General features: G+C 42.3%; 15 protein-coding genes. 10 read left to right on the top strand and 5 right to left on the bottom strand.

Going from position 1 to position 13,483, the window contains the following annotated elements; translation table 11 throughout:
• Nucleotides 1–29: 29 nt before the first annotated feature.
• From rsmB to def, 3 genes are read right to left on the bottom strand one after another with little or no spacing between them, the layout of a single operon-like run.
• Nucleotides 30–1,313, bottom strand: coding sequence for a 16S rRNA (cytosine(967)-C(5))-methyltransferase RsmB (gene rsmB / locus L2735_RS14790; RefSeq protein WP_248985451.1), 1,284 nt, complete (start codon nucleotides 1,311–1,313; stop codon nucleotides 30–32).
• Nucleotides 1,313–2,287, bottom strand: a complete 975-nt coding sequence (fmt, locus tag L2735_RS14795; protein WP_248985452.1) for a methionyl-tRNA formyltransferase — start codon at nucleotides 2,285–2,287, stop codon at nucleotides 1,313–1,315. The genes rsmB and fmt overlap by 1 nt, the downstream gene beginning before the upstream one ends.
• A gap of 8 nt (nucleotides 2,288–2,295) precedes the next feature.
• Nucleotides 2,296–2,808: a peptide deformylase gene (gene def / locus L2735_RS14800; protein WP_248985453.1), complete on the bottom strand. Its 513-nt coding sequence runs from the start codon at nucleotides 2,806–2,808 to the stop codon at nucleotides 2,296–2,298.
• A gap of 135 nt (nucleotides 2,809–2,943) precedes the next feature.
• Here def and L2735_RS14805 point away from each other — a divergent pair, with 135 nt between their 5' ends.
• The 6 genes from L2735_RS14805 to hemF all read left to right on the top strand — a co-directional run bounded on the left by L2735_RS14805 (nucleotide 2,944) and on the right by hemF (nucleotide 7,905).
• Nucleotides 2,944–4,038, top strand: a complete 1,095-nt coding sequence (locus tag L2735_RS14805) for a LysM peptidoglycan-binding domain-containing protein (RefSeq protein WP_248985454.1) — start codon at nucleotides 2,944–2,946, stop codon at nucleotides 4,036–4,038.
• A 72-nt stretch (nucleotides 4,039–4,110) separates the two neighbouring features.
• On the top strand, nucleotides 4,111–5,136 hold the full coding sequence (gene dprA, locus L2735_RS14810; protein ID WP_487250619.1) for a DNA-processing protein DprA: 1,026 nt from the start codon (nucleotides 4,111–4,113) through the stop codon (nucleotides 5,134–5,136).
• Between the two features lie 4 nt (nucleotides 5,137–5,140).
• Entirely contained in the window at nucleotides 5,141–5,614 is a 474-nt protein-coding gene (locus L2735_RS14815) for a DUF494 family protein (RefSeq protein ID WP_248985455.1), read from the top strand.
• Nucleotides 5,615–5,750: 136 nt separating this feature from the next.
• The gene (locus L2735_RS14820; RefSeq protein WP_248985456.1) at nucleotides 5,751–6,314 is read left to right on the top strand and encodes a DNA topoisomerase family protein; all 564 of its coding nucleotides are present in this window, start codon (nucleotides 5,751–5,753) and stop codon (nucleotides 6,312–6,314) included.
• 93 nt (nucleotides 6,315–6,407) lie between these two features.
• Entirely contained in the window at nucleotides 6,408–6,974 is a 567-nt protein-coding gene (tsaC, locus tag L2735_RS14825) for an L-threonylcarbamoyladenylate synthase type 1 TsaC (protein WP_248985457.1), read from the top strand.
• A gap of 10 nt (nucleotides 6,975–6,984) precedes the next feature.
• Nucleotides 6,985–7,905 carry an oxygen-dependent coproporphyrinogen oxidase gene (hemF, locus tag L2735_RS14830; RefSeq protein ID WP_248985458.1) on the top strand — a complete coding sequence of 307 codons (921 nt, stop codon included), beginning with the start codon at nucleotides 6,985–6,987 and terminating at the stop codon, nucleotides 7,903–7,905.
• Here hemF and L2735_RS14835 read toward each other — a convergent pair.
• Nucleotides 7,902–8,351 (bottom strand): group II truncated hemoglobin, encoded by a 450-nt coding sequence (locus tag L2735_RS14835; protein WP_248985459.1) that lies wholly within the window; start codon nucleotides 8,349–8,351, stop codon nucleotides 7,902–7,904. The two genes, hemF and L2735_RS14835, sit on opposite strands and share 4 nt — an antisense overlap.
• Nucleotides 8,352–8,554: 203 nt before the next feature.
• Between L2735_RS14835 and L2735_RS14840 the strand changes: the two genes are divergently transcribed.
• The 4 genes from L2735_RS14840 to L2735_RS14855 are packed head-to-tail and all read left to right on the top strand — an operon-like array spanning nucleotide 8,555 to nucleotide 12,347.
• Nucleotides 8,555–9,949 carry an amidohydrolase gene (locus L2735_RS14840; protein ID WP_248985460.1) on the top strand — a complete coding sequence of 465 codons (1,395 nt, stop codon included), beginning with the start codon at nucleotides 8,555–8,557 and terminating at the stop codon, nucleotides 9,947–9,949.
• Between the two features lie 47 nt (nucleotides 9,950–9,996).
• Nucleotides 9,997–11,214 carry an amidohydrolase family protein gene (locus L2735_RS14845; RefSeq protein ID WP_248985465.1) on the top strand — a complete coding sequence of 406 codons (1,218 nt, stop codon included), beginning with the start codon at nucleotides 9,997–9,999 and terminating at the stop codon, nucleotides 11,212–11,214.
• Between the two features lie 45 nt (nucleotides 11,215–11,259).
• Nucleotides 11,260–12,075 (top strand): shikimate dehydrogenase, encoded by an 816-nt coding sequence (gene aroE / locus L2735_RS14850; RefSeq protein WP_248985461.1) that lies wholly within the window; start codon nucleotides 11,260–11,262, stop codon nucleotides 12,073–12,075.
• A gap of 11 nt (nucleotides 12,076–12,086) precedes the next feature.
• Nucleotides 12,087–12,347, top strand: a complete 261-nt coding sequence (locus L2735_RS14855) for a DUF1488 family protein (protein WP_248985462.1) — start codon at nucleotides 12,087–12,089, stop codon at nucleotides 12,345–12,347.
• A 9-nt stretch (nucleotides 12,348–12,356) separates the two neighbouring features.
• Here L2735_RS14855 and L2735_RS14860 read toward each other — a convergent pair whose 3' ends face one another.
• On the bottom strand, nucleotides 12,357–12,908 hold the full coding sequence (locus L2735_RS14860) for a gamma carbonic anhydrase family protein (protein ID WP_248985463.1): 552 nt from the start codon (nucleotides 12,906–12,908) through the stop codon (nucleotides 12,357–12,359).
• Nucleotides 12,909–13,483: the final 575 nt, after the last annotated feature.

A 13,483-nucleotide genomic window follows, 5' to 3' on the forward strand; every position in this document is an offset into this window, starting at 1 on the left:
GCTGTGCTGGTATCCCTGCTATAACACGCTTAAACCGCTTTAACTAAACGGGCGTAATAAAAGCCATCCATATTGTTTTGACCTGGCAGGATCTGCCAGCCAATATCTTCAGCTGACGATTGCTGGGCAATCTGAATTAATGTCGCATCTGGTGTGCGTTGTAAAAACTGTTCTATTTGCTGGCTATTTTCTTGCGGCAAAATAGAGCAAGTGGCATATAGCATAGTGCCGCCAGGCTTTAGCCATTTCCAGCAATGGTCGATAATTTGCTGCTGCAATAAAGCGAGCTCTTCAATATCATTATTTTTGCGTAACCATTTAATATCTGGATGACGGCGGATAACACCAGTGGCTGAACACGGCGCATCGAGCAAGATTCGGTCAAACTTATCACCTTGCCACCAGCTATCAATATCGGCTGCATCACCATGAATAACTTGCGCTTTTAAATTTAATCTGTCCAGATTTTGTTGCACGCGCTCTAAACGTTTGGCATCAAAATCTACGGCAACCATTGAGATAGTTGGTTCACATTCGATAGTGTGACAAGTTTTACCGCCAGGAGCGGCGCAAGCATCAAGCACTTGCTCATTTGCTTGAGGGGCTAACAGGGTTGCAGCCCACTGAGCTGCACCATCCTGAACAGATGCAGAACCTTCAGTAAACCCAGGTAGTTGCATCACATCTTTTGGCGCCGCTAATAGAATGGCATCATCACTGTCACCCGCAGAAGCTTCAATCTCATGTTCAGCAAGCTGGCTTAGATAATTATCGCGAGTTTGAGACAATTGATTGTTGCGAAGCCACATTGGTGGACGTTGATGGCTTTGCTCAATAATGTCTGCCCAGTTCTCAGGGTAGGCACTTTTAAGGCGCTTAATAAACCAAGCTGGCGTGTTGTACTTTAAGGTGTCGTTGTCAGTGTTTAATGGGGCTTCTTTACGTTGAATATTACGTAAAACACCGTTAATGACTTTGACCAGCCCGTCAAATTTCATCTGACGACAGGCTTCTGCTGTCTCTGAAATAGCTGCATGTGCAGGAATACGGGTAAAGTACAATTGGTAGCACCCGACTAACAACAGTTGGTGCAATATGCGTTGTTTGGCTTTAAAAGGTTTGCTTAAACAGTCGCTAACACACTTATCTAATTGCGGCAGTTGACGCATGACGCCATAACAAAGCTCTGCAAGTAAGGCTTTGTCTTTACCATTAGTTAAGTGTTGTTGTTGATCAGGCAAGGCAACAGATAACGAGATACCTTTTTCTAATACATTAAAAATAGCTTTGGCTGCTAGGGCTCTAACATTCATTAAGCTTGTGCCTCTTTTTGTTCATCAGCACTCACAAAGCTGGTGCCTTGTGTAAACCATTCTGCGCGAGAGTTTAATATATCAGCCACAGGCATCTGTTTTTTACCTGGAAGTTGCATTATTTGCAGTTGCAGAGTGCCGTCACCAGTGGCAACGGTAACACCTTGTTTATCACTTTCGATAACTGTGCCAGGAGCGTGATCTGTTTGCTCAGCAGAGTAACCTGCTTGCCAAACCTTGATGGTATTACCTTGCAAGGTAAAGTGACTTGCTGGCCAAGGGTTAAAAGCACGGATTTCTTGCCACAGCTGTTTAGCACTCTTATTCCAATCGATTTGCGCTTCTTCTTTCGACAGCTTTTCGGCGTAATTAGCTAAAGCTTCATCTTGTACTTCTGGGACGATTGACCCATCACTAATACCCACTAATGCTTCGGTGAGCGCAGCAGGACCTTGCTCAGCAAGCTTGCTGTATAAGGTGGCTGAAGTATCAGTATCTTCAATCTTTAGTGAGGTTTTTAATAACATGTCACCGGTATCTAAACCAATATCCATCTGCATAATGGTGACGCCAGTATCACTATCGCCCGCCCATAATGCGCGTTGAATAGGGGCGGCACCGCGCCAGCGAGGCAAAATAGAACCATGAACGTTAATACAACCTAAACGAGGAGTATCTAATACTATCTTTGGTAGAATTAAGCCGTAAGCGACAACCACCATTATATCGGCATTTAAAGATGCAAGTTCAGCCTGAGCGTCTTCTTTGCGCAATGACGCCGGTTGATAAACTGGAATATCATTGGCAACAGCCAATTGTTTTACCGGACTTGCTTGTAGCTTCTTGCCTCGACCTGCAGGTCTATCTGGCTGTGAGTAAACAGCAACGACATTGTGTTCAGAGTCGATTAGAGCTTGCAGGTGTAAAGCTGCAAAGTCAGGGGTTCCGGCAAAGATAATATTTAACGGTTTCAAATGGAGTCCTATGCTTCTTTGGCTTCTAAACGTGCTTCTTTCTCAAGCTTTTTCTTAATACGGTCACGTTTCATCTTTGATAAGTAATCAACGAAAAGCTTACCTTGTAGATGATCCATTTCATGCTGAAGACAGATAGCAAATAACTCATCAGCTTCGACGGTGAACTCTTCTCCGTGACGGTCTAGTGCTTTCAAAGTGACAAATTCAGAGCGATCAACTTTGGCATAAATACCAGGAACAGATAAACAGCCTTCTTCATTTGTGAAATCACCACTCTTAGCAACAATTTCAGGATTAATGAAAATGGTTGGGCGTTCAACCTCGTCTTGTAAGTCCATCACAATCAATTGTTGATGGAAATCCACCTGGGTTGCTGCTAAACCAATGCCTTTTTCTTCGTACATTGTTTCTAACATGTTATCAATTTGGGTTTGTAGTTCGTCGCCGAAATCGGTGACGGGCTTGGCTACAGTACGTAATCTTTCATCTGGAAAGCGTAAAACTTTTAATAATGGCATATATAAACTCTTAACAAGTCTGTCAAATTTCAGCCAGTTAGCTATACTGGCTTAGATAATGGGTTAATTTTAATCCTTACTGACCATCAATAACAGCAAAAGCTCTAATAAAGAGCTAAACACATGGAATGAACCATGAAACGGATATTTTTACTCGCGTTTTTGACACTTAGTACACTGTTAGTTAATGCAGATACATTAACATTAAAATCAGGCCACCCTGATTCTTATATCGTTAAGAAAGGCGATACCCTATGGGATATCTCTGCTTTTTTCTTAGACGATCCTTGGCGCTGGCCTAAATTATGGGGCGCAAATCCACAGATTGCGAATCCACACCTTATTTATCCTGGCGACAGATTAACGCTGGTATTTATCGATGGCCAACCACGTTTGGTATTGAAACAGCATATCAAAAAAGGGCCTGAAGGGCGCATTAGCGACAAAGGTGGACCAATTCCTGCCATTGACCTTGCACTAATTCAACCTTATTTAGTTCAAAACCGTATCGTTGATCCTGAATGGTTTGAAGGTTTACCGATGATTCTTGGCGGCGAAAGTCCATCACGTCACCATGTTATGAATGATGTGGTATACATTAATGCCAATTTACCTGTTGGCCAAAAGCTAGCTGTCTACGAAGAAGGTCGCGAGTTTTTAGATAAAGAAACGAGTGATATTTTAGGGCAAGAAATCATTCTAACCGCCAGTGGCCGTGTGACTGAGTCAGGAGATATTTCTAAAGTTGAGTTACTTAGTAATTTACGTGAGTCTAAAGCAGGCTTTAAAGTAGCACCTGTAGAAGATGAAGCGCTAATGTCGGCTTATTTCATACCTAAAGCTGCGCCTGAGGCGGTTCCTGCTAATGTTATGGCGATTGAAAAAGACATTCGTGAAGTGGGTAAGCTTGATATTGTTTATTTAGACAAAGGTGCGCAAGACAATATCGAGACAGGACATGTTTTTGCTATTTACCGTAACGGTGAGACTATTGTTGTCAATGGCGATGGCTTACCAGTACCCACGATTGACCGCAACGCATATGAGAATTTAAAAGCAAAGATATCAGATGATGAAGTGTTCACTATGCCTGACATCTATCACGGTAAGTTAATGGTGTTTAAAGTGTTTGAGAAAACCAGTATGGCGATTGTGATTGCCAACGAACGTCCTGTGCGAGTTGATGATAAATTGGTTACGCCCAAAACGACTGACTTAAGAGGCGAGTAAATATCTGAAAACCTGGTCGATTGGCTAGTTGTTTGTGCAGTATCCGGGCTAGGACCCGCTCGGATTCAACAATTGTTAACTCAAATGGATGTTGAGGAACTAAGACAACGTTTAGAGTTTGAAAAGCAGTCTTTGCCGTTATCGGCAAAGCTGCTGTCTCAATGTCAGGTTGATTTTGACAAAGTAGAAGTCGCACTTGAGTGGCAACAGCAATCTTCCCATCACCACATCATTTGTTTTTCTGACCCCGAATATCCAACGCTTCTGAAACAAATATCCGATCCTCCCTCAATACTGTTTGTAAAAGGGCAAATTGAAAGCTTACTCTTGCCATCAATAGGGATGGTCGGAAGCCGCAATGCTTCAGTGAGTGGTTTGAATACTGCTAATGTGCTTGCTGCAGAACTTGTTCAATTAGGTTTTTCGATAACCAGCGGAATGGCAACTGGTATTGATGGTGCAGCGCACAAGTCGGCTTTAGGCAATAACGGTGTTACTATCGCGGTTTTAGGAACCGGTGTTGAATGTGTTTACCCTAAAAGGCATAGCAATTTATATCAACAAATTCAGCAGTCTGGTTGTGTTGTAAGCGAGTATTGGCCTCAAATCGGCCCTTTTGCAGGCAATTTCCCTAAACGAAATCGAATCATCAGTGGCCTTTCTCTTGGTAGCATTGTGGTTGAAGCGACTCGTAAGAGTGGCTCACTTATTACTGCTAGATTAGCCATGGAGCAAAACCGTGAAGTGTTTGCTGTGCCGGGTTCCGTTGCTGGTGGATATAGTCAGGGCTGCCATGATTTGTTAAAAAATGGGGCGAAATTAGTAGAGTGTGCTGCAGATGTTGTTGAAGAATTGTCCACATTGACAAGCTTTCACCTTGAAGATGTCGCTAATCGTCACCATATAGAAGATAATACAACAAATTTGCCATTTTCTGCGCTGTTAGCTAGTGTAGGTTATGAGACTACCAGTTTAGATCTGGTAGTCGAGCATAGCGGGAAGTCGATAGATCTGGTGTTAGTAGAAATGCTTGAACTTGAATTACAGGGCTGGGTTGCGCAAGTGCCTGGTGGTTACGTCAGACTAGAGAGGAGATAACCATATGTTTGATATCCTCATGTATCTTTTTGAGAACTATGTTCATAGTGAAGTTGAGCTATTAGTTGACGAAGATGAGCTTACCAAAGAGTTAACCCGTGCGGGTTTTCACCAAGCTGACATTTTAAAAGCCTTATCGTGGCTAGAGCGTTTAGCAGATTTACAAGAAAGTGATAAACCTTACTTGTGCAATCATGCTCAGCAGTCATTTCGTATTTACACTAAAGAAGAAATGGCAAAATTGGATGTTGAAAGCCGAGGCTTTATATTGTTCTTAGAACAAATCCAAGTGCTGACTGTTGAAACCCGTGAAATGGTCATTGACCGTGTGATGGCGTTAGACGAAACCTCCTTAATCTTGGAAGATTTAAAATGGGTGGTGTTGATGGTGCTGTTTAATGTGCCAGGCAACGAATCAGCTTATGAGCAGATGGAAGATCTTATTTTCGAGCAGCCTGACGGCCGTTTACATTCTTAAGGTTTCACTATTTGTGATGAAGTGACTAAAAAGGAGGCTAGGCCTCCTTTTTTGATCTTCATTTTTGCTACTATATTCTTTACAGCATATGAAAGGCTGAGCTTAGTTTCCGTCTTACATTTTAATTGAGAGCGTCATGTCTAAAATTGATCAGCAGCTATTCACCGCACACGAACATGCTTTAGAAAAAGAGTTTGAACTCTGCCCTAAGTGTGGCTGCGAACTCTCGGTTAAAAATAGTAAACATGGTGGCTTTGTTGGGTGTAATAATTACCCGACCTGTGATTTCACTCGACCATTAGTACAACATGAGTCAATTGAAACCCAAGTCATTGAAGGTTCTGAATGTCCCGAATGTGGTAATGAGCTTGCGGTTAAGTCTGGGCGTTTCGGTATTTTTATCGGTTGCACTCATTATCCTGAGTGTAAACACATCGAGAAGCATGATCATGACGCCGAAGCTGAGGTGATAAATTGTCCGCATTGCAAAAAAGGTCAATTAGAGTCTCGTACTAGCCGATATGGTAAAACTTTTTTTGCTTGTAATACTTATCCAAAGTGTAAGTATCTCGTCAATTATCCTCCTCATAATGAATCCTGCCCAGAATGTGGCTTTGGTATTTTAGTTGAGCGTAAAGGTGCTGCAGGTAGTCGCTTAGAGTGCCCACAAAAATCCTGTAAATATAAACGTCCGCTATAAGCTTTTCATTAGCTTAAGCGTATATCAGTATTTGTTCATATCCATATAGTCTGTATAATTTGCCATTAATTTAATCAGGTTAAAGGGTATTTCATGCAGCGATTGCAACCATCTGAAGTTAATAAGGTGTTTGTTGATGGAGGGGTTATTGCTTATCCGACAGAGGCGGTTTATGGCCTTGGATGCGACCCTGATAACCTTATCGCTATTCAAAAGTTATTGGACATAAAACAAAGACCTTGGCAAAAAGGGCTTATTTTAGTCGCCAGTGATTACCAGCAACTTCAACCCTATATTGACGAATCCCAATTAACTCAAGCGCAGTTAGCTTTTGCTTTTAGCAAATGGCCTGGCCCGTATACCTTTGTTATGCCAATCAAAGCAGGGGTCAGTAAACTGTTATGTGGTGAGTTTGACTCGATAGCTGTGCGTGTTTCAGCGCACCCAGTTGTCAGAGCATTATGTGATAGCGTCAATAAGCCCTTAGTTTCGAGCAGCGCCAACCTAGCGGGCCACGAGCCTGCAATGTCAGCAACTGAAATCGAACAGTCTTTTCCTACAGATGTAAGTGCACTCGTACTTGGTGAGTTAGGCTCACAACGTCAACCTTCAACAATTATCGATGCCCGTAGTGGCAACATACTACGCAATGGACAATAAGGAATTTGATATGGCAATACCTGATGCCACAGTGGTAAAGCAATACCTGTTATCTCTTCAAGCAAGCATTTGTGAAGGTTTAGAGGCTTTAGATGCGAAAGCGAAATTTCAAGCCGAGTCATGGGAGCGTGCTGAAGGTGGCGGTGGTACCAGTCGTGTATTAACTAACGGCCAAGTATTCGAACAAGCCGGAGTGAATTTTTCCCATGTAATGGGAGCTGCTATGCCGGCTTCTGCGACAGCGCATAGACCTGAATTAGCTGGACGTAGTTTTGAAGCCATGGGCGTGTCGTTAGTGATTCACCCTAAAAACCCATTTATCCCGACAACCCATGCAAATGTGCGATTTTTTATTGCCCGTAAAGAGGGAGCTGATCCTGTGTGGTGGTTTGGTGGTGGCTTTGATTTAACTCCTTATTACCCATTTGAAGAAGATGTTATATCTTGGCACCAAACTGCAGCGGACATTTGTGCTCCGTTCGGCGAAGATGTTTACCCGAAATACAAGAAGTGGTGCGATGAATACTTCTTCTTGCCACATCGTAACGAAACTCGTGGTGTTGGCGGCTTGTTCTTTGATGATCTCAATGAACATGGTTTTGAGAAAAGCTTCGACTTTATGAAAGCGGTGGGAAGTGGTTTCCTAACAGCTTATTCGCCCATTGTTGAGCGTAATAAAGATCTCGAATACAACGATGATGAACGTCAGTTCCAGTTATACCGTCGCGGCCGTTATGTTGAATTTAATCTGGTATATGACCGAGGAACTCTATTTGGATTGCAAACAGGTGGCCGCACCGAATCTATCTTGATGTCGATGCCGCCTTTGGTGCGTTGGGAGTATGGTTTTACCCCAGAAGAAGACTCTCAAGAGGCAGAACTATACGAACGCTACCTTAAACCTCAAGACTGGTTAAAGCTCGAGAGTTAGTCTTTATTGCGCATGTTGTTGGCAAGTGTCGAAATGGCCTGAAAAATCACTCGTTGATGTTCAGGCTTTTTTATTACCTTGATGATGGCTTGTTCCATGCAGGTGAGCCACTGATCGACCATTGCTTGGTCGATAGCGAATGGCGTATGCCTTGCCCTTAGTGCGGGATGGCCGTATTTCTGTTGATACAACTGCGGTCCGCCTAACCAGCCACTTAAAAATTCAAATAGTTTTTGTTCGGAATCTCCAATAGGCGAGCGATGAATCGCAAGCAAGGGCGCTGTATCTTTACGTTTTTGCATCTGTTTATAAAACTCTTTTGCCAATAAACGGATAGTCTTCTCACCACCAATTAATTCATAGGCATTTGATTGAGTTTCATCACGGTCATCATTGTTTGTATTGTCAGCTTCGTTGATAGCAAATAACTTTTTTAACCACTTCATTAATTACTGCACTCAGTTATTAGATAAAACCTGCCGAGATTATAACGATATTTCTAATGACGGTTAATAGAGTGGCAGTGAATTGCATCATTGGGTTTGTTAACGTTTTGCTACAAATCAATTGAATGCTTGCTGTATTTACGCTGATAACTTGGTTAAATTAAGCAAAGTAACATCAATAATAATAAAAGGGAGTATAGGTAATGGCCAAACTTGCGCCGTCTTTAGTGGTGATCGCTGTATCCACTGCATTGTTGGGGTGTAATCAAACCCAACCACAAGATCCTCAAGTAACAATCAATAAGAACCCTTATCCAAGTACTTATCAAGTATTACCGCGCACTACCACGTTACTGACTAATGCTACAGTACTGACAGGTACAGGTGAAAAGATAGAAAGTGCAGATGTGTTGATGCTAGACGGTAAAATTAAAGCGGTTGGTGCTAACTTGTCAGCTGATTTGATTAAAGATGCACAGGTTATTGATGCGACAGGTCAATGGATAACCCCAGGTATTATTGATGTTCACTCTCACTTAGGGGTTTATCCAAGCCCTGGTGCTGATGCACATAATGATGGTAATGAAGTAACCAATCCGAATACTGCTGAAGTTTGGGCTGAGCATAGCGTTTGGCCACAGGACCCTGCGTTTAATCGCGCCCGAGAAGGCGGAGTAACCACACTTCAAATTCTTCCTGGCTCAGCAAACTTAATTGGTGGCCGTGGTGTGACCTTAAAAAACACCCCATCAACAACGATGCAAGGAATGAAGTTTCCTGATGCGCCATATGGTCTAAAAATGGCTTGCGGTGAGAACCCTAAAGGCGCTTACGGTAGGGGGCAAAAAGTTGCTCCTATGACTCGAATGGGCAATATGGCTGGTTATCGTCAAGCCTTTATTGAGGCGACTGAATATAAACGAGCTTGGGATAAGTATGAGTCTGACTATGCCGCAGGCTTAAATGTTAAAGCGCCAGAACGTGATTTAACCAAAGATACCTTAAAAGCAGTACTGGAAGGCGAAATCCTCATTCATAACCATTGCTACAAAGCTGAAGAAATGGCGATGATGGTCGACTTGGGTAAAGAATTTAACTATCACTCAGGTACATTCCATCATGCAATCGAAGGTTACAAAATTGCTGAGCTGTTAGCTGAAAATGGTAACTGTGCAGCAATGTGGCCTGATTGGTGGGGCTTTAAGATGGAAGCCAATGACATGATTGTTGAAAATGTTGCCATGGTTGATGCGGTCAAAAACTCATGCGCTGTTGTCCATTCTGATTCGAGCACTACGATACAACGTCTAAACCAAGAAACGGCCAAAATCATGTATAGCGCCAATCAAAATGGTTTTGAGTTAACCGAAGAACATGTCATTAGTTGGATTACTTCTAACGCAGCTAAGTCTTTAGGGATTGCTGATAAAACCGGCTCACTTGAAGTTGGTAAAAATGCCGATGTAGTGATTTGGAACAGTAACCCGTTTAGCGTTTATGCTCAGGCAGACAAAGTGTATATCGATGGCGCTAAAGTCTTTGATAGAAATGACGACGCTTACCGCGCTAAAAGTGACTTCATGTTAGGTCAACAATAAGGAGCAAGACATTGAAACATTTTAAATACTCTCTCGTTGCTATCTCAATGTTTGCTGGGTTGCTACCTTCATTAGCGCAAGCAGATACATTGGCTGTCACAAATGCCAAAATCTATACTTCAACAGAACAAGGGGTATTAACCAATGCCTCAGTCATTATTGAAGATGGAAAAATCATTCAGCTGAACCCAAAGGTTGTTAATGCCGATACGATTATCGATGCTAAAGGCGGTATTTTAACGCCAGGGTTTATTGGGGCGATGAATTCACTTGGCTTAGTTGAAGTCGGTCAAGAAAAAATGACCCGAGACACCAATGACAAAGCCGCGGATATGACCTTCGATCCGAGTTTGGCATTTAACCCTAAAAGTGTCGCAATTCCATTTGCTCGAAAAGGTGGTATTACCCGTAATATCGTTGCGCCAGGTGGTGGCGAAACAATATTTTCAGGTCAAACAATAGAAGTCACTCTTACTGGCGATTGGGACAGTGTTGTTGCTACAGAACAAGCGTTGTTTGTCTCGCTTGGCGCTAAGCATGATGGTTCGCGTATTATCGGAATGCAAAATCTAATTAATAAATTAGAGGAGCGTCAAAAGGCACTGGCCAAAGCCGAAAATAAAGCCTCGGACAAAGACGCTGCAAAAGAGCCAACAAAAGAAGAACTCATCATTAATGCAGTGCTCAAAGGTGACAAACCACTTATTGCCTATGCTGATCGCGGTAGCGATATTATGCAACTGATTAAACTCAAACACCGTTTTAATCTAGATTTAGTCTTGCTTGAGGCTGCTGACGCAGTCACTTTGGCTGATGAATTAGCGCAGGCAAATATTCCCGTTGTCATGGATGCGATGCGAAGCCTTCCTGAAAGTTTTGATTCTTTGCATAATTCTCTGGATAACGCAGGTAAATTAAGTAAAGCTGGCGTCAAAGTGGTGTTAGCCACACCTGGCGATGCACATGGTAACTACGCATTACGTTATAGTGCAGGTAACGCAGTAGCCAACGGTATGACTTACGATGATGCTATGGCTGCGATTACCAGTAATGTTGCTGATACTTTTAACCTTAACGCAGGACGAATTGCGGTTGGCATGCCTGCAGATATTGTACTTTGGAGCGGTGATCCGTTTGAGTACAGTAGTCACATTGAAAAAATGTGGATTGGCGGTGAAGAGCAAAGCACCCAAAGCCGCCAAGATGAATTACGCGATCGTTATATGACTAAATCCTCAATGCCTCAGGCCTATACCAATAAATAGGAGAGCATGAGTTAACCTAAGCTATAAATGAAAGAGAGAATATTGATGACCGATAAGTATGCTGTATTTGGCAATCCAATCGCACAGAGTAAATCGCCATATATCCATACCGAGTTTGCTAAACAAACTCAGCAAGTTATGAGCTATCAAGCGATTCTTGCACCGGTTGATCAATTCTCTCAATCATTAATGGCGTTCTTTGCTGGTGGCGGTAAAGGGGCAAATGTTACCGCCCCTTTTAAAGAGCAGGCTTTTGCTGCGTGCGATGAACTGAGTGAGTTAGCTAGATTAGCTGGTGCGGTTAACACCCTCATTTATCTACCCGATGGTAGCATCCGTGGAGATAATACTGATGGCATAGGGTTAGTTACTGATGTTATTCAGCACTTTGGTGATATTTCGGGTAAGCATTTACTGCTTATTGGTGCTGGTGGCGCTGCAAGAGGTTGCATTAAACCTTTATTGCAAGCTGGAGTAAAACTAACAATTTGTAATCGTACCTACAGTAAAGCACAACACCTTGCAGAGCTCTTTACTGAATTTGGCGATGTGAACGCAACACCAATAGATGAGTTAACTACTTCATTTGATCTTGTGATCAACTCCACTTCTGCAGGTTTAGCTGGCGAACTAATAAGCTTACCTTCAAATATCATTACGACTCATACGCAATGTTATGACATGTCCTACGGTGCTGAAGTCACCCTGTTTAATCAGTGGGCATTATCACAAGGAGCGAGTGAAGTGGTCGACGGCTTAGGGATGTTAGTGGGCCAAGCTGCGCAGAGCTTCAACATCTGGCGCGGTGTGATGCCGTCAACAACAGCTGTGCATAACACGCTACGTGGTCAATTGTCTTAAAGGTTAGCAGTATGAATCAGAGTATTATTTTTACTGATATTGTTGAGTGGAATGAAGCAACAAAAACGCTTTCCTTGATTGCGCAGGTACAAGGCATGAATGTGACATGCTTGATTACGTCTGCAAGGTTAGAAAGACTCGCATCATTAACTATTCAAAATGAACAAGAAGCGTTAACTGCGTTTGAGCAAGTGAGATTTGATATAGAAGATATTGCTGAAGCGCTCATCGAATCAGAATCGTTCGATGAGCAAGGATACATTCATGTTTGATTATGTCAGTTAGCTAGATTGCTGCAGGTCTACTAAATACTCATTTTTTAGTCTGACATAGTTATCAGCAGACTGAGGTAAGAAGGCTAATTCTTTTTCAGTTAATGGCCGTACTTGTTTACAAGGGCTACCGACATATAAAAAGCCACTTTGTAGTACTTTACCTGGTGGCACAAGAGAGCCCGCTCCCAGAATCACATCATCTTGAATGATGGCACCATCTAAAATGATAGCGCCCATACCAACAAGAATACGATTTCCCACAGTGCAGCCATGAAGCATTGCTTTATGGCCAATCGTAACATCATCTCCAATAATTAAAGGATTACCTTCTGGATTAGCTGGAGACTTTCGGGTTACATGAAGAACTGAACCATCTTGAACATTACTGCGCTTACCAATGCGGATAATATTAACGTCACCACGTGCAGCTACCATTGGCCAAATGCTGGCATCATGATCTAATGTGATGTCACCAACAATAACCGCTGCGCTATCTACATATACACTATCAGCTAATTGTGGGTGAATTCCTTGATAAGAACGAATTGAGCTAAACATATAAAATCCCTGATTTGTTTAATTAGTCTAAGTATAAAGCCTAAAAGGGCTGCTTTGCTGCTAAAAAAGCATAAAAAATAGCTGATTAGTTTAAATTGTCAGCAAGCGAACCATAAAAGTGAATAATCTTCAAAAAAGCCCTTGCGGTGTTTCAGAATCTCCCTATAATGCGCATCCACTGACACGGCGACAGGCCAACAGGCTCAACGTATCAGGGTTAATTAAGAAGCTTTTAAACTTCATAATTAACGGGCAGAAAAAGAGTTTTTAAATTAGTTTAAAAAACGCTTGACGCCAACAACGGGAAGTGTAAAATACGCCTCCTCAAGCCAACGACCTAGCGTCTAACGGCGATATCTGAAAAATTGATATCACGCTCTTTAACAATCAAACAAGTAAATCTGTGTGGACACTCACAGGTGTTGAGTTAATCGAAATTGCTCACTCTTTCTCGTAAAGAATGAAGCAATCAAAATTATTATCAATGTAACGATGAGTGTTCATAGCAATATGTAACAAACAGGATGTAGATTCTTCCGAGTCTGCATAATGTAATCAGAATTCATTGAGCCGTT

This window comes from Shewanella olleyana, from assembly GCF_023283825.1.
GTDB lineage: Bacteria > Pseudomonadota > Gammaproteobacteria > Enterobacterales > Shewanellaceae > Shewanella > Shewanella olleyana.

Excerpts from the sequence above, each read along its gene's own strand:
- rsmB (WP_248985451.1), bottom strand. The coding sequence starts at position 1,313 with ATGAATGTTAGAGCCCTAGCAGCCAAAGCTATTTTTAATGTATTAGAA.
- def (WP_248985453.1), bottom strand. The coding sequence starts at position 2,808 with ATGCCATTATTAAAAGTTTTACGCTTTCCAGATGAAAGATTACGTACT.
- L2735_RS14805 (WP_248985454.1), top strand. The coding sequence starts at position 2,944 with ATGAAACGGATATTTTTACTCGCGTTTTTGACACTTAGTACACTGTTA.
- L2735_RS14815 (WP_248985455.1), top strand. The coding sequence starts at position 5,141 with ATGTTTGATATCCTCATGTATCTTTTTGAGAACTATGTTCATAGTGAA.
- L2735_RS14820 (WP_248985456.1), top strand. The coding sequence starts at position 5,751 with ATGTCTAAAATTGATCAGCAGCTATTCACCGCACACGAACATGCTTTA.
- tsaC (WP_248985457.1), top strand. The coding sequence starts at position 6,408 with ATGCAGCGATTGCAACCATCTGAAGTTAATAAGGTGTTTGTTGATGGA.
- hemF (WP_248985458.1), top strand. The coding sequence starts at position 6,985 with ATGGCAATACCTGATGCCACAGTGGTAAAGCAATACCTGTTATCTCTT.
- L2735_RS14835 (WP_248985459.1), bottom strand. The coding sequence starts at position 8,351 with ATGAAGTGGTTAAAAAAGTTATTTGCTATCAACGAAGCTGACAATACA.
- L2735_RS14840 (WP_248985460.1), top strand. The coding sequence starts at position 8,555 with ATGGCCAAACTTGCGCCGTCTTTAGTGGTGATCGCTGTATCCACTGCA.
- L2735_RS14845 (WP_248985465.1), top strand. The coding sequence starts at position 9,997 with ATGTTTGCTGGGTTGCTACCTTCATTAGCGCAAGCAGATACATTGGCT.
- aroE (WP_248985461.1), top strand. The coding sequence starts at position 11,260 with ATGACCGATAAGTATGCTGTATTTGGCAATCCAATCGCACAGAGTAAA.
- L2735_RS14855 (WP_248985462.1), top strand. The coding sequence starts at position 12,087 with ATGAATCAGAGTATTATTTTTACTGATATTGTTGAGTGGAATGAAGCA.
- L2735_RS14860 (WP_248985463.1), bottom strand. The coding sequence starts at position 12,908 with ATGTTTAGCTCAATTCGTTCTTATCAAGGAATTCACCCACAATTAGCT.